This window comes from Novipirellula caenicola (genome assembly GCF_039545035.1).
Lineage (GTDB): Bacteria > Planctomycetota > Planctomycetia > Pirellulales > Pirellulaceae > Novipirellula > Novipirellula caenicola.
Map to the genome: position 1 here is coordinate 577,946 of NZ_BAABRO010000003.1, position 26,597 is coordinate 604,542.

19 protein-coding genes are annotated in these 26,597 nt (G+C 55.9%); 14 read left to right on the top strand and 5 right to left on the bottom strand.

Annotated elements, in window-relative coordinates; genetic code table 11:
- Positions 1 to 39: 39 nt before the first annotated feature.
- From ABEA92_RS09505 to ABEA92_RS09520, 4 genes are all read left to right on the top strand, one after another.
- The gene (locus ABEA92_RS09505) at positions 40 to 1,266 is read left to right on the top strand and encodes a lysophospholipid acyltransferase family protein (RefSeq protein WP_345683581.1); all 1,227 of its coding nucleotides are present in this window, start codon (positions 40 to 42) and stop codon (positions 1,264 to 1,266) included.
- A 251-nt stretch (positions 1,267 to 1,517) separates the two neighbouring features.
- On the top strand, positions 1,518 to 2,618 hold the full coding sequence (gene ald / locus ABEA92_RS09510; protein WP_345683582.1) for an alanine dehydrogenase: 1,101 nt from the start codon (positions 1,518 to 1,520) through the stop codon (positions 2,616 to 2,618).
- A gap of 92 nt (positions 2,619 to 2,710) precedes the next feature.
- Positions 2,711 to 3,904, top strand: a complete 1,194-nt coding sequence (locus tag ABEA92_RS09515; protein WP_345683583.1) for an aminotransferase class V-fold PLP-dependent enzyme — start codon at positions 2,711 to 2,713, stop codon at positions 3,902 to 3,904.
- Positions 3,905 to 4,049: 145 nt separating this feature from the next.
- Positions 4,050 to 5,198 carry a methyltransferase domain-containing protein gene (locus ABEA92_RS09520; protein ID WP_345683584.1) on the top strand — a complete coding sequence of 383 codons (1,149 nt, stop codon included), beginning with the start codon at positions 4,050 to 4,052 and terminating at the stop codon, positions 5,196 to 5,198.
- A 72-nt stretch (positions 5,199 to 5,270) separates the two neighbouring features.
- Here ABEA92_RS09520 and ABEA92_RS09525 read toward each other — a convergent pair whose 3' ends face one another.
- The 3 genes from ABEA92_RS09525 to ABEA92_RS09535 form a co-directional block, all read right to left on the bottom strand.
- Positions 5,271 to 6,881 carry a division plane positioning ATPase MipZ gene (locus tag ABEA92_RS09525; protein ID WP_345683585.1) on the bottom strand — a complete coding sequence of 537 codons (1,611 nt, stop codon included), beginning with the start codon at positions 6,879 to 6,881 and terminating at the stop codon, positions 5,271 to 5,273.
- A 76-nt stretch (positions 6,882 to 6,957) separates the two neighbouring features.
- Positions 6,958 to 8,151 carry a hypothetical protein gene (locus tag ABEA92_RS09530; protein WP_345683586.1) on the bottom strand — a complete coding sequence of 398 codons (1,194 nt, stop codon included), beginning with the start codon at positions 8,149 to 8,151 and terminating at the stop codon, positions 6,958 to 6,960.
- Positions 8,152 to 8,297: 146 nt separating this feature from the next.
- Positions 8,298 to 8,483, bottom strand: a complete 186-nt coding sequence (locus ABEA92_RS09535; protein ID WP_345683647.1) for a hypothetical protein — start codon at positions 8,481 to 8,483, stop codon at positions 8,298 to 8,300.
- On the opposite strand from ABEA92_RS09535, the gene metH reads away from it, so the two are divergent.
- Positions 8,465 to 12,169, top strand: a complete 3,705-nt coding sequence (gene metH / locus ABEA92_RS09540) for a methionine synthase (protein WP_345683587.1) — start codon at positions 8,465 to 8,467, stop codon at positions 12,167 to 12,169. The two genes, ABEA92_RS09535 and metH, sit on opposite strands and share 19 nt — an antisense overlap.
- A 100-nt stretch (positions 12,170 to 12,269) precedes the next feature.
- Here metH and ABEA92_RS09545 read toward each other — a convergent pair whose 3' ends face one another.
- Complete coding sequence (locus ABEA92_RS09545; protein ID WP_345683588.1) at positions 12,270 to 12,845, bottom strand: nitroreductase family protein; 576 nt, start codon at positions 12,843 to 12,845, stop codon at positions 12,270 to 12,272.
- 202 nt (positions 12,846 to 13,047) lie between these two features.
- Positions 13,048 to 15,105, bottom strand: coding sequence for a prolyl oligopeptidase family serine peptidase (locus ABEA92_RS09550; RefSeq protein ID WP_345683589.1), 2,058 nt, complete (start codon positions 15,103 to 15,105; stop codon positions 13,048 to 13,050).
- Between the two features lie 345 nt (positions 15,106 to 15,450).
- Here ABEA92_RS09550 and ABEA92_RS09555 point away from each other — a divergent pair, with 345 nt between their 5' ends.
- The 9 genes from ABEA92_RS09555 to ABEA92_RS09595 all read left to right on the top strand — a co-directional run bounded on the left by ABEA92_RS09555 (position 15,451) and on the right by ABEA92_RS09595 (position 26,515).
- Complete coding sequence (locus ABEA92_RS09555) at positions 15,451 to 17,706, top strand: ribonuclease R family protein (protein ID WP_345683590.1); 2,256 nt, start codon at positions 15,451 to 15,453, stop codon at positions 17,704 to 17,706.
- A 166-nt stretch (positions 17,707 to 17,872) separates the two neighbouring features.
- Entirely contained in the window at positions 17,873 to 19,024 is a 1,152-nt protein-coding gene (gene gcvT, locus ABEA92_RS09560; protein ID WP_345683591.1) for a glycine cleavage system aminomethyltransferase GcvT, read from the top strand.
- A gap of 39 nt (positions 19,025 to 19,063) precedes the next feature.
- Positions 19,064 to 19,465, top strand: coding sequence for a glycine cleavage system protein GcvH (gcvH, locus tag ABEA92_RS09565; protein ID WP_345683592.1), 402 nt, complete (start codon positions 19,064 to 19,066; stop codon positions 19,463 to 19,465).
- A gap of 46 nt (positions 19,466 to 19,511) precedes the next feature.
- Positions 19,512 to 20,279, top strand: a complete 768-nt coding sequence (locus ABEA92_RS09570; protein WP_345683593.1) for a lipoate--protein ligase family protein — start codon at positions 19,512 to 19,514, stop codon at positions 20,277 to 20,279.
- Between the two features lie 552 nt (positions 20,280 to 20,831).
- Positions 20,832 to 21,518: an FHA domain-containing protein gene (locus tag ABEA92_RS09575; RefSeq protein WP_345683594.1), complete on the top strand. Its 687-nt coding sequence runs from the start codon at positions 20,832 to 20,834 to the stop codon at positions 21,516 to 21,518.
- Between the two features lie 9 nt (positions 21,519 to 21,527).
- Positions 21,528 to 22,103 carry an RNA polymerase sigma factor gene (locus ABEA92_RS09580; RefSeq protein WP_345683595.1) on the top strand — a complete coding sequence of 192 codons (576 nt, stop codon included), beginning with the start codon at positions 21,528 to 21,530 and terminating at the stop codon, positions 22,101 to 22,103.
- Positions 22,100 to 22,774, top strand: coding sequence for a hypothetical protein (locus ABEA92_RS09585; protein ID WP_345683596.1), 675 nt, complete (start codon positions 22,100 to 22,102; stop codon positions 22,772 to 22,774). The genes ABEA92_RS09580 and ABEA92_RS09585 overlap by 4 nt, the downstream gene beginning before the upstream one ends.
- A gap of 153 nt (positions 22,775 to 22,927) precedes the next feature.
- A complete protein-coding gene (locus ABEA92_RS09590; protein ID WP_345683597.1) occupies positions 22,928 to 25,315 on the top strand; it encodes an alpha/beta hydrolase in 2,388 nt (795 codons plus the stop codon).
- A 279-nt stretch (positions 25,316 to 25,594) separates the two neighbouring features.
- Positions 25,595 to 26,515, top strand: a complete 921-nt coding sequence (locus tag ABEA92_RS09595; RefSeq protein WP_345683598.1) for a TIM barrel protein — start codon at positions 25,595 to 25,597, stop codon at positions 26,513 to 26,515.
- Positions 26,516 to 26,597 lie beyond the last annotated feature (82 nt).

The following is a 26,597-nucleotide window of genomic DNA, read 5'->3' on the forward strand; positions in this document are numbered from 1 at the left end:
CGGAAATCCCTTTGCATACTGCAGTAGAGTTTCAACCACGTGACTGTGATTCTCGATCGGCCGTATCAGTTTGTTCCGCCCTGCCGTAACAATCTGTGGCCTGCGTTCATTCAGCAATTTCGGATCGTCGACCGCTATCTCCGCAAAAAAGAAGGCGTCGTTTCATACGAATGCCGCAATCTCGATGTCTTTCGTGACTCACTCGCACGCGGCGATGGAATTCTGCTAGCCCCGAACCATTGTCGCTATGCCGATCCGCTTGTGTTGGGATGGCCTGCTCGGCACGCGAAAACGCCGGTGTATGCGATGGCGTCTTGGCATTTGTTCAACGACGGTTGGCTCGATGCCTTTGCGATCCGGCGGATGGGAGCATTCAGTATTTTTCGCGAAGGTTCCGACCGCAAGGCGCTCGATACCGCGATCGAGATTCTGACCGAAGCCGAACGCCCTTTGATTGTCTTTCCCGAGGGGACCACCAATCGCACCAACGACGTGCTCAAGCCGCTGCTTGATGGAGTGACGTTTATGGCGAGGGCCGCCGCTCGCCGACGTGAAAAACATTACGGCAGCAAGGTGGTCATGCATCCAATCGCCATCAAGTACCTCTGTAAACACAGAATCGATTCGTGGGCGAATCAGCAATTGTCGGTGATCGAATCACATCTCGGTTGGACCAAGTCACTTGGCGGTTCGATCCTTGGTCGCACCATTCGTGTTGCCGAGGCGTTGTTGGCTTTACGCGAGGTTCAGTACCTAGGCTGCACGCGAGAGGGGAATTTGTCGGAGCGTCGTGACCGGCTGATCCAGCATCTGTTGTCCGAGACCGAATCGCGGCTAAAGATGTCGGTGGGGAACGAGGATCTGAGGGCCCGTGTTCGTGCGATTCGCACCAAAGTTTCCTCGATTTGGTTTTCGGAAAATCCAGACGAACAGGAAAAGCTGCGATTGAAAAACGACATCGTGGCTGCGGATCTTGCTCAAGAGCTAGTCTCGTACCCCAATTGCTATCTCGAGTCCGATGACGTTACCGATTCTCGCATCGTAGAAACGATCCAGCGGATGCAGGAATCGCTGTGGGGCAAAGCGGATGTGGGGATCGAATTGCATGCGGTGATCGAGTTTGATTCGGCAATCCCGGTGCCGGCGGCGAAGGCACCGCGAGGCGTCGAGGATCCACTGCTGGTCGAGCTTCGCGATCGTTTGAGCTCGATGATTGGACGATTGTCGAAAGAGGCACGACCGTTGGAGGCTGAATCCGCCACGTAAGGGCAAAAGGTAGGGGGCAATTCGAGACCGGCAAAACATCGCCGCGAGAGAAGCGGTCGACGGACCAAAGGGGCAATCGTACATTGCCTAAAAATCGTCTCGCTTTCTGCCAACTTGTGATTGCGTCCTATGCGACCGATGGCCGGGTTGCCGCTTCAGAACACTATGTTATTTAAAGATCGTGTTCCTTAGCGATTGGGCCGCATCACAGGACATTGCCACACGTTTCGCTGCTATCGAAGGAATCAAAAATGATCATTGGGGTACCCACCGAAGTTAAGTCCGACGAATATCGCGTGGCGTTGTTGCCGGTGGGAGTCGAAGAGTTGGTCGCACGCGGGCATCAAGTTTTGGTCCAATCGGCGGCTGGCGTGGGATCAGGCGTGACCGATGAAGACTACTTGGAATGTGGCGCCGAACTGTGCCAAACGGCCGACGAGGTGTTCGAGCGAGCCGATATGATCATCAAGGTGAAAGAGCCTCAGCCGGACGAGTACGCCAAGGTTCGCCCCGGGCAAATCCTGTTCACCTATTTCCATTTTGCCGCCAGCCGCGATTTGACCGATGGCATGCTGGCTTCGGGAGCGACCTGTATCGCCTACGAAACGTTGCGTGACGACCAGGGACGTTTGCCGCTTTTGACCCCGATGAGCGAAGTGGCGGGGCGGATGAGTATCCAAGAAGGTGCCAAGTACCTCGAAAAACCACAAATGGGCCGCGGCATCTTGCTCAGCGGCGTGCCGGGGGTTGCACCGGCGCACATCACCATCCTCGGCGGCGGGGTGGTCGGAGCGAACGCCGCAAAAATCGCGGCGGGTTTTGGCGCCGATGTGACGATTTTGGATGTCAACCTCGACCGACTTCGTTACCTCGATGACGTGATGCCCGCCAATGTCGATTGTTTGTACAGCAACCGACACAATATTCTTGAACAACTTCAGCGGGCCGATCTGGTGATCGGTGCGGTGCTGATTCCCGGCGCCAAAGCACCTCGGTTGGTACGAGCCGAAGATTTGAAGCGAATGAAACCAGGCAGCGTGGTGATCGACGTCGCAGTGGACCAGGGAGGCTGCATTGAAACCACGCGTCCCACCACGCACCGCAATCCGACTTATATTATCGACGATGTGGTTCACTACTGCGTCGCCAATATGCCAGGGGCTGTGGGACGGACGAGCACATTTGCGCTTTGCAACGCGACGCTACCATGGGTGATCCGCATTGCCAGCGAAGGGGTGATGGAATCGATCAATGCCTCGGCTCCGCTGCGATCGGCGGTGAATATCCATCAAGGCAAAGTGGTTCATCAGCCTGTCGCCGATGCGTTTGGGTTGCCCTGCGAAGCAATTTAGTGACCTGCGAAGCACTTTAACTACCTGCGAAGCACTTTTGCCAGCGAAACCTTTCGTCTTTGATTCCGAGTGACGCTTTGAAGAGGAACAACATGGCTAGCGTCAGCGACATCAAACGACATTGGCAACTCGATCCGCAGCTTGACTTTCTCAACCACGGCTCGTTCGGAGCCGTGCCCACGGTTGTGTTGCAGACGCAACACGCGTTTCGGGATCAATTGGAACGCGATCCAATTCGCTTCTTGGCACCGGAACGCGAATTGGAACCCAAACTCGATCACGTTCGTCGTGTGCTCGCCGAGCTGATCGGTGCGGATGATCGCGACGTGGCGTTTGTGCTCAATGCCACCGACGGGGTGAACGCGGTCCTCCGCTCATTCCCGTTTGCCGAGGGAGATGAGGTGGTTGTCACCAACCACGGATACAACGCCTGCATCAACGCAGCGAAATTTGCCGCCGAGCGTGCGGGGGCGGTGGTGCGAGTGGCTGAGGTGCCTTTTCCGATTCGCGATCCAGGCCAAGTGGTCGAGGCGATCGAACGATCGCTAAACGATCGAACGCGATTGATCATGATCGACCATATCACCAGCCCCACCGGCTTGGTCTTTCCCGTCCAAGCGATCGCGGAACTGGCACAGCGTCGTGGCATTCGGGTGTTGGTCGATGGAGCCCATGGTCCTGGGATGGTTCCGGTCAATCTTCGTGATCTAGGGATCGACTACTACACGGCCAATCATCACAAGTGGCTGTGTGCCCCCAAGGTATCAGGGTTTCTGTGGGTGCATCCCCAGTGGCAGCATGAGGTGCGACCCACGATCATCAGCCATGCGGCCAACCGACCGCGTCCGGGGCGATCGCAGTTCCTAGCGGAATTTGATTGGAAAGGAACGTATGATCCGACACCACTTTTAGCATTGCCCAAAGCGATTGAGTTTTTGAGTTCGTTTTATCCAGGCGGACTGGATGAATGGATGCAGGTCAATCGAAATCTCGCGATCGATGCGTATCAGACGTTGTCCGCTGGATTGGGGATCGACGTCACCACGCCACCGTCGATGATCGGCAGCCTTGTCACGGTGGCATTGCCACGTGGCCACAATTCGAGTGCGGATGAGGGCTACGACACGCTACAATCACGATTGCGTCAAAGGTACCAGATCGAATGTCCGATTTTTCCCGGGAACCAACCGGGGACCTATCTGCTTCGCATTGCACTTCAAGCCTACAACGATCTTGGCCAAGTCCAGCGATTGGTCGGTGCACTTCGCGAGGAATTGGATTTGTAGTGATCGGTTGACGCGGCGCAGCGGACGTCGAGGTTGCTGATTTCGCTTGCTTCGGCACCGTGGGCCAACACACGCATCAATCCATTTTTCCGTTGATTCATTTTCTCGTTGATTTATTCAATCTCTCGTTCACACCGAAAACTTCATGTCGAAAAGTCTTGATACCGAAAATGCCGTCGTCACGCGTTACTCGGCTGCCGCACAGGCCGTCGAACCGGCGCTATGTTGCCCCGTCGACTACAACGCCGACTATTTAAAGGTCATCCCCAGCGAAGTCATCGAGCGTGATTATGGTTGTGGCGATCCATCCAAATACGTTCGTCCGGGCGAGACGGTGTTGGATCTTGGCAGCGGCGGAGGCAAGATTTGTTTCATTGCCTCGCAAGTGGTCGGCGAGTCCGGGCGAGTGATCGGCGTCGATATGAATGACGAAATGTTGGCGTTGGCGAGAAAGAGTCAGCCGGTGGTCGCACAGGCGATTGGCTATGACAACATCAAGTTCTGTAAAGGACGCATTCAAGATATGGCGGTTGATCGCGATGCGGTCGATCGCTATCTGCAGTCCAGTCCGGTCGTCGATGAGGCGAGTCTCCGTCGCCTCGAATCGTTTATTGCCAACGAGCGCCGTGAAAATCCAATGATCCCTGATCGTTCGGTCGACGTGGTGGTTAGCAATTGTGTGCTAAACCTAGTGGACTCGGCGGAAAAACAATCGCTGTTCTCAGAGATTTACCGGGTCCTGAAAAACGGGGGCCGGGCTGTGATTAGCGATATTGTCGCGGATCAAGTCGTCCCCAAACATCTTCAGCAAGATGCCACGTTGTGGAGTGGCTGTATTTCCGGGGCGCTGCGAGACGAGGATTTTGTTCGAGCGTTTGAACAGGCCGGGTTTCACGGTGTCGAAATCGTGGTGATGCAACCCGAGCCGTGGCAGGTCGTCGAAGGGATCGAGTTTCGCTCGGCAACCGTGATCGCTTACAAAGCTGACGCTAGCCGTGAACCCAACGCCGCTTGCGAAGACAAAGTAATGTATCGAGGACCGTTCGCCAGTGTTCGAGACGACGAAGGAAACGAGTATCGCCGAGCTGAAATGACCACGGTCGGTTCTGACGCGGCCGCGGTGCTCGCGGGCGAACCGTATGCGAGTCACTTTATTCGTGTTCCCGCAAAACCGCAAACACCCGCCTCGGGTTTGCCGGTCGCCAATCAGCCGCAAACCTACCAAATGCAAATCGCATCGAATGCGTCTTCGGGCGGATCCGATTCGTGTTGCGATAACGGCGGTTGCTGTTAGCACGTCCTGCGGCGTTCAACCGATCGACGCCGTGGTTCGGTGGGGCAGTTCGTGAACCTGCCCGACACGGGACTAGGCAAAGTTATCAACGACACCAACGCCTTGGATACCCGATTGACGCAGTTGGGCCGACAGGGCGTTGATCTCTTCGTTGGTCGTGTTTTCGATGTCGCGAACAATCATGGCGCTTTCGACAAGGCCTGCGATCAAGCGGGCAACGGGCGTATCGCCCAGCGGACCGTCAATGATCACGAGGTCATAGTTTTGTTTTAGCGTTTCGATCAGCGTCGCGATCTCGGCCGCAGTTGCCTGGGCATGGGGTTCACTGGGGAACAAGGGAAACAGCGTGACATGATCTTCGACTGCATGCACCGCGATCTCGCCAAGCGACAGACCGCCCCGTAGCGCATCGAGCCATCCATATTCAACGTCCAAGCTCAGTTCGTCGACTAGCGTCGGTGTGACCAAGTCGGCGTCGACCAGGGCAACGCGAATGCCGGTTGCCGCCGCGGCCATCGCGACGCCGGTGGCGACGGTGCTGCGGCCTTCTTCGGGATGGACGCTGGTGACCAACACGCAGTCCAATCCGGTTTGTACGGCACTCAGCATCTGCTCGGCGACCATTTGAAAGACCTCGCCATCGAAAAATAGCTTGGCAACGTTGCTGGGAACGTCAAATTGGTCCACTTCCCAAGCCGCTTTCAATTTCACCGCGACGTCACCCGCCACTTTGTCAGCTGCCACTTCGTCTACCAATCGAGACGACGTTTCCACTGGTTCGCTCGCTTCGGCGGTGGGCGTCGTGTCGATGGCCGGAGCAGCCGTCACAGGTGCCACTGCTGCGGCGGTGGCTGTTTTGGGAATGGTTGTTGCCGCCGCTGCAGGTACCGCCGCAGGTGAGGACGTCACGACAGCCGATTGGGATTGCGGCTGGATCGATGCGGTTTCGGTTTGTGGTTTTTGCTGCTGCGCCGTTCGTGCCGCAGCGGTCTTGCTCGACAACAGACGTTGCAACTCGATGATCGACGCTTCATGCGACGTGGGTTTGGCTGCGGACGCTTCGCGATTCGCCTTGGCGTGACCGGCCTGTGGGTTGGTCGGCTGCGTGTTCACTCGCGGTGGGGCGACGTGGGGCGCGGCCGCGATCGGCTTTTCTGCGGTGGGAGCGGACGTTCGCGTGGCTACTTTCGCGGTCGCTGGTTTTGCAGTGTTTTGCGGTTTGGTGGAGGTCGCTGTTTTTTTGACGTTTTCGTCCAACTCGCGTGCAACAAAGGGAGCGAATCCGCCACCGATGATATCGCTGGTACCCGCGTACGATTCGCTGGCAAACGAGGTGATGGTGTGTTGCAGTGATGCCAGCACGTTGGCATCGGGGATCGGATCCGATTCCGGCTCAGGAAACGACTGCATTGCGTCTTCGGTTTCGGCTGCGATTTCATCGCGTTGATTCGTCACGCGAATGTCGTTGGCAAAGTGCGGCGCGGGGACGGGAGTGGTCGCCTCATGATCGGCACGGACTTTTTGGTCATCGGCTTCGTCGATCCACCATGTTGCGGGTGCCGGCGCCGGTGACGGTGACTTCGTTTCCACGCCAGTCGGATTCTGCTGGTGGGACGAATGGGGATCCGCGTTGCGGTTTCGTCGTGCAAAGGCTTTGACAAAGGCCTGGTTGTTAGCAGTCATGGTTCTTACCGAGCGATGAAATTTTGAAGCTTGATGTCGTTTGATGAGGTTGACGCGAGTTCACGACGCGAGTGACTTAGTTCGGAGCCGGCTGCGATGGCAAGTACTGTTCCCAATTGTGGATGCCACGTGGGGTGGCGGATTCTTGGGGCGTTGCCGGTGCCGGAGCCGTGACCGAGGTCGGTTTGGCAGCCGACAAATCAGGTAGCTCGGAATGAGCTGCTGTTCCGCCTGGATTCAGCGTGCCGGAGGGCTCGGAGATCGACGTGGAAACGTTTTCAGTTGCCGCCTTGTGCGAATGAACGGTGGCGTTCAGCGCCGCGATCTCGGGATCGATCCCGCCCGGAGTACTGACCGTATTGGCTGGCGTTCCTGCAGACGATTTTGGATTGTCTTTGGGGGCCGGGATATCAGCAGCGGCGGTTGTGGCAGGCGATGGATCCGGTGACATCAGAGCGACGTTCGGCGTCGCAGCCGGCGGCTTTGATGATGCGGGTTTTCCATGCGCTGCTAATTTGGCGTCCTTCTCTTCAATCAAGGTGTCATCAATGCCCTTGTCTTCCTCGGCAAACACCACCAAATCTTCTGGAGGAAGCAGGTCGGTCATCTGTGAATCCGCGATGGACGGTTCGCTTGTCGATTGCGTCGCTCGGCGGGTTACTTTCACGGCAAAGATGATCACAAGCAGCAGCATCGCAATGACCAATGCATTGGCGCTGATCATTTGTTGCCAACTTCGGCTCTTCGGCGGTTCGGCCAGCGTGACGGTCGGAGCGTTGGGCTTCGCTGCGGGCTCGGGAGCCGCGAAAATCGCGGACGAAATCCCCGCATCCGACGCCATCGTTGGCGTCGAGTTGGAAGCGTTGTACGAGCGGGAAAGGTTGTGCAAGGCCGCATCGGTCGCCACGGTCGCAGCGGGTGTGTCGCCGCTCGTTGCCACGGTCGCACTGGCTGCGGTATCGGTCAAACTGGCTGCGGTATGCAGACCGGCGGTGTTTCGCGGGGCTGCTGTGCTTGTATCGCCTCGATGCGAGGTGTTGGCGGTAGAACTCGGCTGCGACGGCGATCCCGTTGGCAGCACCGCTGCCGCAGACTCCGGCTCGCTAGCGGTCGATGTCGGGGTTGCCAGCTTGCTTGGCGTCAAATTCTTGAGGCTAAACAGCGTCGGTGGCAAAGCGGTCGTGGCGTGCCCGTCGCCCATCGAGCGTTCGTCTGCCGCTCTGACTGGCGAGCGTTTGACGTCTTGCGTGGCTTTTTGCGAGACGGTCATGTGATCTTCCTGATACACGAGTGCGAGGCGTTTCAAGCGTTACGGACAAACATGGCGAGCCGGGTCGGATCCCCTACAGGACTAGATCGGTACGCGACATGGATGATCTTTAGGAATCTGCGGAATAGACAAACTCTGCCGATTGATCAAGATGAAATGACATCTTTTAATGCCAGCAAACCGTAATGCCAGCAAACGAGGGGATTTTGCTTGCTGAACGACGCATCACCTTGTGAAACAGCGAACAGGAAACGAAGATACGTGTCCTGGAAATGCCTCCCCTTGCCATTTTTCGCTAAATAAACGCGGCGCAATGCTTCAATCTGGAACAACTCAATCTGTTATTTCCGAACTCCTCCGCGAGCGGATTCTGCTCCTTGATGGTGCGATGGGGACCATGATCCAACGTCTTGGGTTGGACGAGGCGGGGGTGCGAGGCGAGCGATTTGCCGATCATGATCCCAAAAAAGATTTGAAGAATTTTTCCGATATTCTTTGTTTGACCCATCCCGAGAAGATCACCGCGATCCATGCGGCCTACTACGAAGCGGGCAGCGACATCGTCGAAACCAACTCCTTCGGCGCTTCGCCGGTCGGGATGATCGAGTTCGGGCTGCCGTTGGAATTGGTCGACGAAATCAACCACGCGGCCGTCGCTTGTGCCCGCAAAGCGGCCGACGAGTGGACCGAGCGGACACCGGATAAACCGCGTTTTGTCGCCGGATCGATCGGCCCGACCACCAAACAATTGGCGATCAGCACCGAGGAAGACCCGGCTCACCGTGGGGCGACCTTCGAAGAAATGGTCGACAGTTATCGAGCTCAGGTCAGTTCGCTCGTGGCCGCCGGCGTCGACATCCTGTTGCCCGAAACCGCTATCGACACGCTCAACCTGAAGGCGTGTTTGTTCGCGATCCAAGAGTTCTTTAATGCCGGAGGCCGCCGGGTTCCGGTGATGGCCAGCGGCACGTTCGGCGATGGTGGACGTACGTTCGTCAGTGCTCAAAGCGTCGAAGCGTTTTGGACCGCCATCAATCACTTTCCGCTGCTATCGGTTGGCATGAACTGTGCCCTCGGCCCCGATGTGATGCGGCCTCATATCGAAGAGCTTTCGCACGTCGCCGAGATCCCGATCTCGTGCCATCCCAATGCTGGATTGCCGAACGAGATGGGCGAATTCGATCTTGGTCCCAAGGCGATGGCCGACAAGGTGGGTGAATACGCCGACAATGGTTGGTTGAATATTTTGGGCGGATGTTGTGGCACGACTCCGGATCACATCCGCGCGATGGCGGAACGTGTCAAAGGATGCAAGCCGAAACAGGAAACGCATGGACCGGTTTACACCCGGTTGTCCGGCCAGCTGCCGATGGTGATGCGTCCCGAAATCCCCTTCACCATGATCGGCGAACGAACCAACGTTGCTGGTAGTAAAAAGTTTGCTCGTTTGATCCGCGAAGACAAATTCGAGGAAGCGGTCGACATTGCCCGCGAGCAAGTGGAAAACGGTGCCACGATCATCGACGTCAACTTTGACGAAGGGATGCTCGATGGCGTCGCGTCGATGGAGCGTTTTTTACGGCTGATCGCGGGCGATGGCGTGGTGGCGGCTGTTCCGGTGATGATCGACAGCAGTAAATGGGAAGTGCTCGAAGCGGGACTGCGTAACGTTCAAGGGAAAGCGATCGTCAACTCGATTTCGCTCAAAGACGGCGAGGAAGAGTTCCTGCGTCGGGCGCGTTTGGTTCGCCAATACGGTGCCGCCGCGGTCGTCATGGCATTTGACGAAGAAGGCCAAGCCGCCGACGAAGAGAGCAAGGTGCGGATCTGTAAACGCGCCTACGATCTGCTGACTCAAAAGATCAACTTCCCACCCGAAGACATCATCTTTGACCCGAACATCCTGACCGTTGCGACGGGAATGGAAGAGCACAACAATTACGCCGTTGACTTTATCAACGCCGTTGCGCGAATCAAGAAAGAATGTCCCGGTGCAAAGACGAGCGGCGGAGTTAGTAACATCAGCTTCAGCTTCCGCGGAAACGATCCCGTTCGTGAAGCGATCCACAGCGCGTTCCTGTTCCACGCCATCAAGGCTGGCTTGGACATGGGGATCGTCAATGCGGGACAGTTGGAAGTTTACGAAGAGGTGCCCAAGGATCTGCTCGAGCATGTCGAGGATGTGCTGCTCAATCGTCGTCCCGACGCGACCGACCGGATGCTTGAATTTGCTGAAACTGTCAAAGGCGGCGGCAAAAAGAAATCGGGCGAAGATCTCTCGTGGCGTGAACAGCCGGTCGCCAAGCGGATTGAACACGCACTGATCAAAGGAATCGACAAGTACATCACCGAGGACACCGAAGAGGCTCGGCAGCACTTTGACAAGTGCTTGCAAGTCATCGAGGGACCGTTAATGGACGGCATGAAAATCGTCGGTGATCTGTTTGGTGCGGGCAAGATGTTCTTGCCACAAGTCGTCAAAAGTGCACGTGTGATGAAGAAGGCGGTGGCCTATTTGGAACCGTACATGGACGAGGAAAAACGGCTTGCGGGAACCGAAAATGATGCCGCGCGAGGCAAGTTTTTGATCGCCACGGTCAAGGGCGACGTGCACGATATCGGTAAAAATATCGTCGGCGTGGTGCTGCAGTGCAATAACTACGAAGTCATCGACCTAGGCGTCATGGTGTCGGCCGAAAAGATTCTCGAAGAAGCGGTCAAACAGAACGTGGACATGATTGGGCTGAGCGGTCTGATCACGCCAAGTCTTGATGAGATGACGCACGTCGCACGCGAGATGAAACGAGCCGGAATGACGATGCCGTTGTTGGTCGGGGGTGCCACGACCAGCGCCAAGCATACCGCGGTCAAAATCTGTCCTGCCTACGATGGACCGGTGATCCATGTGCTCGACGCCAGCCGCAGTGTGAATGTCGTTGAACGGTTGCTGAGTAAAGAGCATCGTGACGAGTTTATTGCCAAAAACGTCGAAGAACAGAAGAAGTTGGTCGCCAGTTTCCGCGATCGACAACAAAAATTGGTGCCGTACGCCGAAGCATTCGAGAAACGATTCGCAACCGATTGGGCCAACGTGCAAATCGATAAGCCTTCGTTTACCGGCGTGAAAGTGTTGAAGGACTTTCCGCTCTCCGAGATTCGGCCGTACATCGATTGGTCGCCGTTCTTCATGACCTGGGAATTGAAAGGCAAGTATCCCAAGATTTTCGATGATGCCGTGGTCGGCGAAGAAGCCAAGAAAATCTATGACGATGCGAACGCGTTGATGGATCAAGTCATTGCCGATGGATCGCTAACCGCCAATGCCGCCTATGCGTTCTGGCCTGCGGCCAGCGACGGAGACGACGTGATTCTCTATACCGATGAATCACGCAGCAAGGAATTGTCGCGGTTCCATTTCTTGCGTCAGCAGTGGGAACGCAAGGGGCAAAAAGATTATCGATCGCTGGCCGACTACATCGCGCCGGTCGACAGTGGTCGTGAAGATTACATCGGTGGCTTTGTTGTCACCGCTGGGATTGGCGCCGATGAGTTGGCCAAGAAATTCCGAGCGGAACTGGACGATTACAAAGCGATCATGGTTCAAGCGGTCGCCGACCGATTCGCCGAAGCCTTTGCTGAATTGCTGCACGAACGTGCTCGGGCGGATTGGGGGTTTGGCCAAAACGAAGGGCTTGATAAAGACGACTTGATCAGCGAGAAGTATCGCGGCATTCGTCCGGCCGCCGGCTATCCCGCATGTCCGGATCACACCGAAAAGCGAACGCTGTTTGATTTGCTTGATGCCGAGAAGAACACCGGAGTCGAGTTGACATCGAGCTATGCGATGTACCCCGGTGCGGCGGTCAGTGGTTTGTATTTCGGTCATCCCGAATCGCGATACTTCACGGTCGACCGAATGACCAAGGACCAGATCGAAGCGTACGCCAAGCGAAAAGGCAAGCCACTTTCGGAAATCGAGCGTTGGCTCAGCCCGAACCTTGCCTACGAACCCGAATAAGGTGTCGCCATTCGACGTGGGATATGCTTCGAGCCGGTCATGACAATTGTGGGACTTCAAGCACACTACCTCAACAGGCTGGCAGCCTGTGCTACGGCGATCATTCGCGGACCCAGCGAACTTTTGCGTCGATTTCGCCGCGACTGCTGTCGGGCCAATCGCCTTGGGGGTAACCGAGATAAAACAGGCCCAATGCGTGGTCGTTCTCGTCGAGTCCGATGTAATCACGCATCGCCGTGCTGGTGGCGGCGACATTGGTCGACCAGAAACCGCCCAGTCCATGGGCGGTTGCGGTCAGGTGCATGTTTTGCACCGCACAAGCGACCGCCAATAGTTCATCCAGCAACGAGATCTTTTCGCTCGCTTGGCGTTTCATGCCAATCGCGATCACAACCGGAGCACAGGTGGCGTTGACTCGCATCCCGTCGTATTTCTTCTGCTTGAACGTATCCTCGGTGGTCAGGCTCTTGTAGGTTTCGGCCAGGAACTCGGCCAAGCGAACGCGAGCATCGCCGCTGAACACGGTGAACCGCCAAGGCTCGGTCATCCCATGCGTGGGTGCCCAGTTTGCATTTTCGAGCAATTCGCGAACGATACTCTCGTCCACCTCGCGGTCAGAATATTGCGTCGGTTTAATCGTCCGCCGCTGACGAATCACTTGGCTAACAGGAAGCATCGAAGGGCCGTTCGGTAAGAAAGTCGGTTGTCATTCAGCAAGTCGCCGTTTTACCCGATTTCGCCCGTCGCGTTTAGCTAAGGTGCAATACGTTCTCACCGAAAGTTGGTTACGCAAAGTAAAAAAAACGCAACGTCAAACCCGACACGTCGGGTGGGGATTGAGGCGGATCGGCGTGCGGAGCGAGGATGACAACAGGTCGCTACTTTAGCTTCCATGTTTCGTCGAAGAATCCGGCGTCGACGACCTTGCCGGGCCATAACGCGTCGGCCGGAGTGCGAACGTCGATGATCGCCCAGTCGGGAAGCTTGGGGACTTGGCGTGCGTTGTTTAGATAGGCGTACTCGCGATACGTAAACCCGCTGTTGATGACCACGTAGCGGTCTGGATTCTTGGGGTTGGGATAGATCATTACTGGCGCGTGATGAGCTGCATCAACATGTTTGTCTTGCCCAACCTTCACGCTGCTTTGGTCTTCGCTCCACTGGATGGGAAGTTCGTGGTGGATCGATTTCAGAAACGCGTTGCTTGAAGGATCTCCGAACACGATCAAGTGGCTGGTCGCGATATCCTCGTCGCTGATTTCAGTGTCTTGCTTGACGATCGCATCGCCGCGGAATTGGCGACGCCACTCACGCACCAAATGATCGAGTTCCGATTTTGCCCAGGCATCGGTCACGGGGTGAAGTCCTTTGCCGCTGGGGGCAACAATAATAAATCGATCCATGAACGCGTCATCGATTGGTCCTTGTACCCCATGTCGTTTTGCGATGCTTGAGGTGGTGGGACGTGATCCAATTTTCCACTGATCGCCATCGCGATGGATTTGACAGTGCCACGAGCGGTCGGATTCCGGTCGCGGGGCCACCAGGATTTGCCGGTTCGCCCCGGTTTCGCTGTCATTGTCCGTGCTGAAGTCGACGATCTCGATTTGCACCGGTTGTCGAGGATGAAACGGAGCGTCGCCTGCGGCCAGATCAAACCGAATCCCTCGCACGCCATCAACGGTGACGCGAACGGTGTTTTCCGAAGCGGATAACTTGGCGGTGACGGTTGCCTGGTTCCAGTGCTCAGCTAGTTCATCAACGGTCAGCCAGAACGAGCGGTTGTAACGAAGTGTGTAGGTGGTGAAGTCGATTGCGGTAGGGACCCGGTCACGCCCTCGATCCGCAAGATTGGCAAGTTTGCTCTCGATGGTCGTTAGCGAATCCGGGTGAATTGCGTGCTTGGTTTGAGGGCCAATCAAGTGCGTTAGCTTCAATCCTTGCTCGCCCATCGCTTGTTCCATCATGTCGGCGGCTTGTTTCTGGATATCCAGTTCACCGCTGTAAGCGATCGTTGGCACGTTGAACAGGTTGTTCGCGTAACCGGTGCAATCATACAATTGCCACAGCTTTTTCTCGTACCAAGTCGGCGTCAAGGTTTCACCTTGGAACGATTTCAAGAATTCCGGAGTTTCGGAGAATCCGGCACCAGGCGTAGCAGCAAAAAATCGGCCGGGATAGTGCACCGCGAATTGCCAACAGCCTGCTCCGCCCATCGAGAATCCACGAATGCTGATGCGGTCTTCGTCGACTCGATATTGCGATTTCGCGTGCTCAAGGGCTTCGAGTACATCAATTTCGCCAGCGAACTTGAATGCGTTGCTGTAGCGACCATAGGGATGCACAACGAGCGTATCAGCGGGCGAGATACGGCCGACGCGGTTCATTCGTTCGTGAATGAAGAGCGATTCGGTGGATCGTTCACCGCGTCCGTGTAACCACACGTCGGTCCGATACTCGGCGGCTCCGGTGAATGAATACGACTCGGGGACGACGACCCCATAGGGCTGGACCGTGTCGTCGATTCGCGATTGGAATCCTCGTACGACCAAGCCGGTTTGCTGCGTCCACGGAGCGTCTCCGTTTTGCAACGCCTCAGCACGAGCATGTCCTTCGGCCAAGACTTCCTTTGCTTTGGCAACGTCATTTTTGTGGAACAGTTCACGGTGAGAGATGGCATCGCGGATGGCTCGCGAGAAAATCTCGACATCCGGTATCAGCGATTGCGTTTTTGTGTCTTTCGATTTGCGAAGCTGGTCGATTTTTGCATTTAGCTTTGCCAAGCCGTCTTCGAGTTCGTTTCGATCGGGCTGGCTCAGTTCGATCCCAACGGGAGGAACCGGACGAACTTGGTCGGCGACGTTATCGCCGGGACCATCGGCGAGGGCGGTGGAGATCAGTAGCAAGAGGACCAGAAAGAGAGCGGTGCTTCGCATGGGGGGCATTGGGTGGGAGAGTGGGAGAGTGGGAGAGTGGGAGAGTGGGAGGCAATTGTAATCCAACGTGATCGCGTCTTCAGCCGTGGGGGGCATGGTCGGCTGCGTAAAAAAAGTGAACCATTTGGCGAGTCGCTGCGTCTAAGTTCTCAATCCCCAGGCTCTGACCGCGCGGTATTGCTGTTGTATGGCTGCCGCATTCCACGATTTCTCTTAAAATCGCAAGCGGTATTTGGTGCGTTTCAGCCCAATCGGATGCCTGACGAGCACTTTCTGTGTCGTAAGAGACCGCCGGTCTCCACAGATGGAGTGTTCGGAACCTATCAATCGGATATTCTTTTCTGAATGGATGTATCACCCGAATTAACCGACCAGCTGCTTCGTCATATCAGCTCGTCTGTCTACCGCCCCAGCAAACCCAAGCAGATCGCCAAGGCGTTGAAGCTGGATTCCGATGGCTATCGCGAGCTTCGGCGAGTTGTCAAACAGCTCGTGATCGAAGGCCGCGTGGTTTACGGATCGAATCATTTGGTGATTCCTGCCGGGGCTTTCGAAGGAGGCAGCGATTATGTTCGCGGCACCTTCCGTCGCGCGATGGGCGGCGGCTTTGGTTTCGTTCGCCCCGGCGAACATGATGACGAAAGCGAGATTGCCGAGCATCTCTTTGTCCCTCCGGGATCGACCCACGGGGCGCTCGAAGGCGACGTGGTCGAAGTCAAGGTCCAACCGAGTCGCAAGGGAGGCCAAGAGGGCGTCGTCGTCAAAATCCTGCAGCGTGCTCGGCGCCAATTCACCGGGACGTTTCGCATGATCCGCGGCGAGCCCGCAGTGTTCCTTGACGGGACGCCCTACAGCCAGCCGGTTTCGATCGGTGACGTTCGTGGGCTGCCGCTCAGCGACGATGACAAAGTGTTTGTCGAGATGGTCGAGTTCCCCGACGACGACGGCCATGGTGGCGAAGCGGTGCTGTTGGAGCGATTGGGCAGCAGTACCAATCCAGCGATCGATACGTTGACGATCATGCGTCAATACGGATTGCCCGACCACTTTCCCGAAAACGTGCTGGATGAAGCTCGCGAGCAAGCCGATGCGTTCAACGACGAGGTGGTGCCGGAGGGACGCAAGGATCTGACCCAATTGCTGACGATCACGATCGACCCGTTTGACGCACGTGATTTTGACGATGCGATTTCGCTCGAGCGTGAAGAAGGACGTTGGCGTTTGTGGGTGCATATCGCCGACGTCAGCAGCTTTATTCCCGAAGGAAGTGTGCTGGACGAAGAAGCGAAAAACCGGGCGACCAGCGTCTATTTGCCTGATCGCGTCGTGCCGATGATTCCAGAAATCATCAGCAATCACTTGGCCAGTCTGCAGCCGGACCGCATTCGATTGACCAAGACCGTCGAAATTGAAATGCTCGATGATCTGACGATCACGCACGTGGAAGTCCACAATGCAGCGATCCTCAGTGACAAACGGTTTACCTACGAGCAAGTCGACAAGTTTCTTGCGGATCCCGAAGCTCAGCGTGAGCCGTGGGGCGATGCGATTTGCGATCTGCTTTCCCGGATGCACACCCTTGCAATGCAGATGCGAAAAGCTCGTTTCAAGGGTGGTTCGTTGTCGTTGGACATGCCGGACGTCAAATTGGACTTTGACAAATCAGGAAAAGTTCGCGGTGCCCATTTGTCCGAGAACACTGAGAGCCATCAGATCATCGAAGAGTTCATGTTGGCTGGCAATCAAGCCGTGGCTTCGTGGTTGGATGATTTGGAATTGAATTTCCTGCATCGCATCCACGAGCCGCCGCAGCGACGGAAGATTCGTGATTTGCAGGTGTTTGTCCGCGATTTAGGGATCAACGTTGAATCGCTCGAAAGTCGCTTTGAAATCCAACGGGTGCTCGACCAAGTCGCTGGCACGACGCTAGAGCAAGCGGTCAACTTTTCCGTTCTGAAGGCGATGAACAAGGCCGTCTATGGGCCTCAGCGCGAAGGCCACTACGCGCTCGACATGGAGCATTATTGTCACTTCACCAGTCCGATTCGTCGGTATCCCGATTTGTCGGTGCATCGGTTGGTGCAAAAACTGCTTGACGGACAAAAAACGCCTGATGATTCGTTCCAAGTGCTGCTGCGGCTTGGCCATCACTGCAGCGACATGGAACGCAATGCGCAGCAAGCCGAACGTGATTTGATCGAGTTGAAACTGCTTCACTTTTTGAAAAAGAAGGTGGGCGAGAAACTCGATGCGGTGGTCAGCCGGGTATTTGCCGACGGCATCCACGCACGCTGTATCAAACTGCCTGTCGATGGATTCTTGCCGGTCTCGGCATTGCCCTCGGACCGCTACCGTTTTGAGCGTCAGGGGCAACAATTGGTCGGGTTCCGCGATGGAAATCGATTCCGGCTCGGAGATTTATTGACGGTCCAGATTGCGAAAATCGACCTGCAAGAACGCCAGCTGTTTTTTGATTTGGTTAAAAACCACTCCTCAGAACCGAGCGTTGCGGGTTCACGACGTCCGAAACACACCAAGGAACGGGTGGGGACAAAACGCAAGAACGAAGCGCGACAAAAGAAGAAGCGGCGAAAGCGATAGCGCAATGGCCGCTTGGGGCTTTTCGAGCGTGGGGTTCTGTATAAACTGACGCGTGTTGATCGGCGTCTGCCGGTCACACACTGATCGTTGACATCACGGCCGCCTTTCCCCTGACTAACGCATCCGCGGTAGCTATCTGTGCTGCTTTGCCGGTGCTGAAAAATCGATGGACACTCCTGCCCCTAGCGGACTTGCCATGAATACCTCGCTTTCCACCACCCCGTTGGATGCATGGCACCGGTCCGCCGGTGCAAAAATGGTCCCCTTTGCGGGCTATGAGATGCCGATCCAGTATTCCTCGATCGTCACCGAGCACCAAGCGTGTCGAACCTCGGCGGCCCTCTTTGACGTCTCGCACATGGGACGGATTCGCTTTGATGGAGATGGCAGCGAACAACTGCTCGATCATCTGTTGACCCGTCGAGTTTCGGATTTGCCGGTTGGCGGCGTTCGCTACGGATTGATGTGCAACGCCGAAGGCGGCGTGTTGGACGACGTCTTGGTCTCTCATTTGAAGACGCCCTCGGATCGACGATTTCATTTGTTGGTCGTCAATGCATCGAATCATCAGAAAATCGTGGACTGGATCACTCCGCATCTGCCCGATTTTCCCACGGTGACAATGTCTGACCGCACCGAATTGACGGCGATGATCGCCGTCCAAGGTCCCAAGGCGATCGATGTTTGTAAGAAATTGTTTGCGTTTGATCCAAGCCGCTTGAAATATTACCAAGCCACCATCACCGATCAGTTCAAAAAGCCAGTGATTGTCAGCCGAACCGGCTATACTGGCGAAGACGGGTTCGAGTTGATCGTTCGCGCCGAAGAAGCCAACCGGATTTGGGAAAACATCATGCTTGCCGGTCGTGACGAAGGCTTTGCCGCCGCCGGGCTGGGGGCTCGCGACACGTTGCGAATGGAAGCGGGGATGCCGCTGTACGGTCATGAGTTAAACGAATCGATTGATCCAATTTCGGCTGGGGTGTCGTTTGCGTGTAATTTAAAAGACCGTTCGTTCATTGGCGACGACGCGCTGCGGGCAGTGAAGGCGGCAGGGCCAAAGCAAGTTCGCGTGGGAATGATTCCCGAAGGCAAACGGCCGGCTCGCGAAGGCTGTGACGTGCTCGATGCCGATGGAAAGAAAATCGGTTTTGTCACCAGTGGCGGTCCATCACCGACGCTCGGTCATCCGATTGTGATGGCCTACGTTGATGCCGAGTATGCTGATGCAAAACAGTTTCAAATTGATATTCGCGGGAAGACCGTGGTTGCAAACGTAACCCCCCTTCCCTTTTACAAACGTCCTACCAAGGCTTGATCGTCCAAGCCGTTCGATCGTCAGAGAAGGAATTTTTGCATGGCCCGTGATCCAGAAAAATTGTTGTATGCCGAGTCACATGAGTGGTGTGATGTGGCCGAAGAAGGTGGCGAGAAAGTCGCAACCATCGGGATTTCCGCGTTTGCGATCGAGCAACTCAACGACCTCGTCTATATGGACCTTCCCGAAGTCGGCAAACAGGTCACCGCAGGCGAAGAATTCGGCGAAGTCGAGTCGGTCAAAGCGGTCAGCCCGTTGTACAGCCCGATCACCGGCGAAGTTGTCGAAGTTCATAGTGAATTGCCTGATAACTTGGACCAATTGAATGACGACCCTTACGACTTCGGTTGGGTGATCAAGGTCAAAGTCAGCGACGACTCGAATCTTTCATCGTTGATGGATGCAGCCGCCTACAAAAAGCAATGCGCCGAATCCGGTTAATGCTCCGCATGCGAGCGGTTGATTACTCGAATCCAGATAAGGGAGCGTGTTGCAAGCGAGATTGATCGAGGTTGCCGCCGGGGGGGCTGCAGAGAACATGGCGATCGACCAGGCGCTGTTAGAGTCGGTCGACCGTGATGCCGTTCCGACGCTCCGTTTCTACACCTGGTCCGAACCAACCGTTTCACTCGGCTATTTTCAAAAGGCGAGGGATCGGTTGGCTCATTCGCCCAGCGCGAATTGCGCCTTTGTGCGTCGCGCGACCGGTGGCGGTGCGATCGTGCATCACAACGAATTGACGTACAGCTTTGTGTGGCCGTTGGAAAATGTGCCAGCGGGGGCGAAATCGGATCTTTACCAGCGAATCCATCTCGCCATCATCGAGTCGCTCGGGCGGTTCGGCGTCTCGGCGTCTCGGTATGCTGATTTGGGGGCCCAGGCGGTCCAAACGGTTGCGTCAGGCGAAAAACGCGACGAGCCGTTCCTCTGTTTTCAGCGACGCACCGACGAGGATTTGGTGGTAGCGGGCTACAAAGTGTGCGGAAGTGCCCAGCGGACCAGTCGTAAGGCGGTTCTGCAGCACGGCAGTATCTTGATGGACGTCAGCCCCCACTCCCCCGAATTACCGGGGGTGGTAAGTCTGACGCCGCAGAAAATTTCGCTGCAAGAGCTCTCAACGGAACTGACTTCGGCGATGGCGGAGGCGTTTGGTATGAAATTTGTTAAGTTTGCATTGGATGAGACGCTGATCGAGCGATCGCACCAGATCCAAGCGAGTCGGTTTGGTCAGGTCGATTGGAATGAAAAGCGTTAAATGGTAGTCGCAGGGACAAACGGTCGGGAAGCAGCATCGTTATATTCAACCCAGGTGGAAACGGTGTCGTTAAGGCGTCTGGACTTGCTTTAAAAACAAAATAAAGGCATGATCCGTTCCTTGCGACGGTTTAGAATCAGAGCTGTGGTGGTAGACTGACAAGGATGTACATCAGTTCTCTATTGCAGATGTGGCACTCGCTGACCTTGGACACGACTCTAGACGGGGGGTGAGCTGCCGCAAAATGCGAGAGGGTAGAGAAAAAAAAGGGGGCGCCTGTTGGAATGGGCGCTGCCAGCTGCGTGCGGGGTGAATAGGCTTGTCATGAGTCGTTCCGAACCGTACGTCCTGCGTCGAAGCACTATCGTGCTAGATAGCCTGCGGAGAGTGATGTTGGAAAAAACGATTGGGAATCCTTTCGCAACCCAATTGTGATCAGGCGGAGCGAAAATGATTCTTGGCGAACGAGCGTCCAAGAGTATTTTGTGGCCGAGTGAGGTGGGATGATCGTTCTCGCGACGCGGACGTCAGCCATCAATTGAGAGGTGCTTCATGAAAGTTATGTTGAAAGTTCTGACGGGAAGTCACGCCGGCAAGGAGATTGCCGTTGCCAGCGAGAAATTTCTGATTGGGCGAAGCGATTCCTGTTCGCTGCGTCCCAAGAGCGAATCGGTCAGCCGCAAGCATTGCATCATTGTCTTGAAGGATGGCCGCGTTCTTGTCCAGGACTTGAAGAGTCGCAATGGCACCTTGGTCAACGGCAAGCGTTTGCCCACCGATATGGCAAAAGTGCTCAAGCCGGGCGACAAGCTGACGATCGGCAAGTTGGAATTCGAAGTGCTGATCGAGCATGGGTTGCAGGCGGCTAAGAAACCGCAAGTCGCGAACGTCGAAGACGCCGCCGCACGGGTGGTTCAAGCCGGATCGGGTGACAGCAAGTTCGAAGAGGTCGATGTCAATTCATGGTTGGACGAAGCCGATCAAATCGATCGCGTCCGCAAAATCTCGGATCCTGAAACACGACAATTGCGGCTCGACCATCCCGCCGAAGCGAAAAACGACACCGATTCCGATAGCACCGAGCTGTCAGTCAACGAAGAGGACTCAACAACGCGGAAACGCAAAATTCCTGAAAAGCAGAAACCGAAGAAGCTGCCTGAGGGAATGAAAAAGAACATGAAAGAGAGTTCACGCGACGCCGCCGATGATGCACTGAAACGATTCTTTAGCGGTCGCTAGGAAAATGGCATGGAAGAATCGACTGCGTTTCTAATCGAACGTCACCGTCAAAACGATCCTGCCGCGTTCGAAAAGCTCGTCGGACGCTACCATTCGCTTGTCTTTGGCGTCTGTATGCGGTTCATGCGTCACCGCCAAGACGCCGAGGACATGACCCAGGAAACCTTTTCTCGTTTGGCGCGGTATCTGTCGCGTTGGGATTCGAAACGCCCGATCGAACCGTGGTTGGTCACGATTGCAGGGAATCGTTGCCGAACCGTTTTGTCGCGACATCGCCACGAAGTCGCCACCGGGGTTCCAGTCGAACCGGCGGCGGATCGAGTCCAAGAGAAAATCGCCGCCGACTCGTTGCGTGAAGAAGTCCGGTTGGCACTCGCCTCACAACCCGCAAACCATCGACAAGCGTTCGAGCTATTTCACGAACAATCGATGAGTTATGCCGAAATCGCAAACCAGCTCGGTTGTCCGCTGGGCACGGCGAAAACATGGGTTCATCGCGCTCGTGTGGCCATCATGGACCAACTGCTTCAACGCGAAGTCGTCGTGGCTGCCAAAAGTCTCGTTGCCGCGGAGGTGAAACGATGACTTGCGACGAATTTTTGCGGACGCTTCAGCATCAGATCGACCAGCGGCAATCGCTCGATGGCGACGACCTTCTGCAGTCGCATGCTTCGCAATGTCGATCCTGTCATCAGCGTCTGGTCGCTTGGCAACAAATCGCATCGGTGCTGCGTTGTGGCGAGCCACGCGGTGATGCTTTGATCGGCGCAGCGAATGCGAATGTCGATGGTCGCGAATCCTTCCTCGGCGAAGCGGAACCTCGGGTTTGGCCGTCACGTACTACCGCAGCGATGGTTCTCGTGGCAGCCGCGGTGATGGTCATTGCGTTTCGATGGCCTTCGGCACCCTCAACAACGCCGGTCGCCGAATCGTCGATTGCCTCGTCCGCTGTCCCATCGTCGGGCGAAGTCCCTTCGTCCGAAAACACGCTGTCGATGTTGACGTCGGAAAAGATTCTGGCTGCTGAAAACTTGGCGGTGGAGAGCTTGGCCGTTAAAAGATTGGGGGGCGAGGGCCCGGCCAATGGAATGCGGGGCAACCCGGTGGCGTGGTTTCATAGCGTTCAGCCGCAGAATTGGTTGGGCCAGACGATGCCGACCGTCGAATCGTTTCGTGAGGGGGTGGCTCCGATCGGCCGTTCGTTGTTGCGGGCGGTAACGATTTTGACGACCGCGGGCAAAGATCAGCCGTCTTAAGTAAAATAGAGTCGCCGAACGACTGCCCCAGCTTGGCAGCGTGTCGAATGCTTGTAACGGACTGTTTGCAATCGACTTTTGTTGCAGGCTGTTTGCAGCGGACTGTTTGCTGTGGAGCGTGTGTGTGGGTCGGAAATTGAGAACGAGGGTCGTTTGAACACTTGGTTGCGTCTGAAAATTGGCTTCGCTGTGCGGGTGGTTGTCGTGGCGATGACCTGCGGCTTGGCGTCCGGTGTATCGGCCGAGGAATTGTTTCAGCTTCGCAACGGGATGACGTTGCGGGGATCCAAGGCCGAGATTGCTTCGCTCAACGCCAATGCATTTTCAGCGGCCGCCGCAGGTGAGATCAAACTGCGGCCAATTTGGGTGATCGATGACGGTTTGACGCGGATCTATTTGCATGGCAACGGGATGTCGGCCGCCCCGCCGGTCGCCGTTCGCGATATCGAACAATCGATTGAATTTTGGCAGCCAACACCGCTTGGTGGCAAGGAAATTTCGGCGATTGGCAGCATTCTTGGCGTTTCGCCGTTTAATGAATTCGGCCGCCGCGTGATGACGGTTCGCGGGGTTGATGGGTCGCCGATGCGTTTGGTCCAAGGGATCACCGAGATCAATGGCCGCTATGCCAGAGTCCAGGGGCTCAAAGGCGAAAAATCGTATGTATGGGATATGCGATTGGCGACCAGTTCGCTGAAGTCGGAGACGCTGAAGTCGATCTTCCGCCGGCGAATGGATTGGGACAATCTCGACAAACGGCTTGAGGCGGTTCGCTTTTTTATGGAAGCCGGTCGCAACGGCGACGCGATCGATGTGCTGCGTGAAGCGATCGATACGTTTCCAGAGGCTGCAAAAATGCAGCGGCAAGTCGTGGTTTTGATCGAACGTCAAGCGAATCAGTTGCTCGACGAGGCCAAGTTGCGTGCGGAGTCGGGGCAGGAGGATTTGGCGTTACAAATTCTCGAACAATTTCCCACCGACCAACTCGGCCGTGTGACCCGATTGCAAGTCGAAGATGCAAAGCAAAAGATTCGGGATTCGCAGCGTCAAGCCGAGGCGTTGATCGCACAGCTCGATGGCCAGATTCAGCAGCTAAAACAAGCCGAAGACTTGCAGCCCATTTTCACGGAGATCAAACAAGGACTCTCGTCGGCGACGATGATCCGTTTGAGCGACTACATCCGTTTGGGGCAATCCGAAGCGGTGCCGCTCGAAAACCGCGTCGCGTTGGCCGTTGCCGGTTGGTTGCTCGGTAGCGGATCTGGCGAGCAAAACCTGACCATCACGATCTCGCTGGTCAAGGTGCGCGATTTGGTGGCGGAGTATTTGGGCACCTCCGATGCCGGGCGTCGTCAAGCGATTTTGGCAGAGCTTCAAAATCTAGAAGGTGCCGAAGCCGAGTATGTTGATCGCATGTTGCCGCTGCTGACGCCGGCGCTCGATTGGCCCGAGGGGGCAGCGCACGCGACGATTCCTGGGATGTACTTGGTCGGCGACGAAACCGAGCAATTGGATCAGCCGCCGCGGCCTCGCTACGTGGTGCAATTGCCACCGAATTACAACCCGCTTCGCGAGTACCCCTGTGTGCTTGCCTTGCATCCGGTTCGAGGCACTCCGGTGTCCGAGATTGATTGGTGGAGCGGGGTTTACAACGAAGAGATGCAGGCTCGTCTAGGGCACGCGTCTCGTTACGGATTCATCGTCGTCGCGCCGCTGTGGACTCGCGATTCGCAGCGGGATTACGAATACAGTGCACGAGAACATGAACGCGTCCTCGTTTCACTTCGCGATGCAATGCGTCGCAGCTCGATCGATGCCGATCGCATTTTCATTGCCGGGCATGGCGAAGGGGGCGCCGCTGCATGGGACATCGCCTATTCGCATCCTGATCTGTGGGCTGGCATGATTTCGATCAGTGGTGAACCGGCGAAGACCATTGCCCATTACCATCCCAACGCTCCCTATGTGCCGATGTACTTGGTGATGGGAGAACGCGACGGAGCCCCCACGCCGCTGGTCCGTAACGGACCGATCATGGACGATTACGTCAAATTCAAAAGCGACGCGATGGTGGTGATGTACAAAGGCCGTGGACGCGAATTTTTCTATGAAGAGATTCATCGCTTGTTCGAGTGGATGCGTTTGCCGTCACACGTTCGCAAAGAGGCTCCGGATGACATCGATGCGGTCACGATGCGCGCGGGCGACAATTTCTTTTGGTGGTTAGAGCTCGGCGCGATCAAGTCGGATGTCGCCGTGGATCCATTGTTGTGGGAGCAATCCGAACGGCTTCGTGCAGCATCGGTTTCGGCGTCGATTGGCAGCGACAACCAGATTCGCATCATCCAAGGCCCGGCCGAGCAATTTATGGTCTGGCTGCGTCCGATGCGGAACGTCGATATGAGCAAACCGTTGACGATTCGTTACCGTTCGCGTCGGGTGATGTTTGACTTTGACGGTTCGCTCGAAACGTTGCTCGAAGACGCCCGCCGCCGGGCGGATCGAAAACGTCCTTTCTGGGCCGGCGTCGCGGTTCCTTAGCTCGCTGCTTCTGCGGGAGCCCTGCTTCCACGGGAGCCCTGCCATTTCGATCGCGGGTGTCGTGTTTCGTGGGGGTTGCCGTCCATTTCTTTCGCTTTGCTGCTAAATGGCTAAGGGAACGGTGTCTCACGCAAAGCTGCGTTTAGGGTTTTTTCGGCGATGTGACGAACTTTCCTCGCCCCCAACCCGTCCAAATTGGGCATATCCCGAGTTGGGCATCGTCTACAATGGCGTGTCACTCCCCCCAACCACTGATTCGCTGCCCAAGGAGCGTGCCCCGTGAAGAGACGTGATTTTTTGACAACTCAGGCTTTGCTTGCAGGCACGGCATTCTCGATGGCGAGCGGAACCATGTGTCACGCTCAAACCACGCCTGCGGACTCAGCAAAATCCGACGATGCCGCTGACACCACCGACGGGAAAACACGGCGTGTTCATCAATCGGTGATGGGGTGGTGCTTCAGCGACATCGATCCGGTGACCTTGGCAAAGCACTGCAAGCGGATAGGGTTCGAAGCAATCGAGGGGATTCCGGCGTCCAGTTACGACGCGGTGACGAAGATTGGGCTTAAAATCGCTCTCACCGGCAGTCATGGATTTGCCAATGGGCCTCTCGATCCTGAAAATCACGCCGAAGTGGAAAGAAAGCTGCGTCAAGGAATTGATCTCGCCGTGCAGTATGGTGCGCCGAACGTCATTACCTTTACCGGAATGGCAAAGAAAGGAATCAGTGATGCGTCAGCACGTCGCAACTGTTTGGAATGTTGGAAACGTGTACTACCTTATGCCGAAGAAAAGAACGTCGGCATCGTGCTGGAACACCTCAACAGTCGCGATAATTCACACCCCATGAAGGGGCACCCCGGATATTGGGGCGATGATTTACACCTTTGTGCCGATTTGGTTCACGCGATGGATTCGCCCAAGTTCAAACTGCTATTTGATATCTATCACGTGCAGATCATGAACGGGGATCTGATCCGGAATATTCGCCAGTATCATCCGATTGTGGGGCATTATCACACAGCCGGAAATCCAGGGCGTGGCGAGCTAGACGAGAACCAAGAAATCAACTACCCAGGGGTTGTTCGAGCGATCGTCGCAACGGGATATCAGGGCTATATCGCCCAAGAATTTATTCCCACCGCCGACGATCCGATCGATTCTTTGGAAAAAGCGTTTCATCTTTGCGACGTTTGAATTTCCGAAAAATCGATACATGCACCGCAGAAGATGCGACGCAGCGGAGAAACGGCACGAAACGACATTCCACTGAGAACCC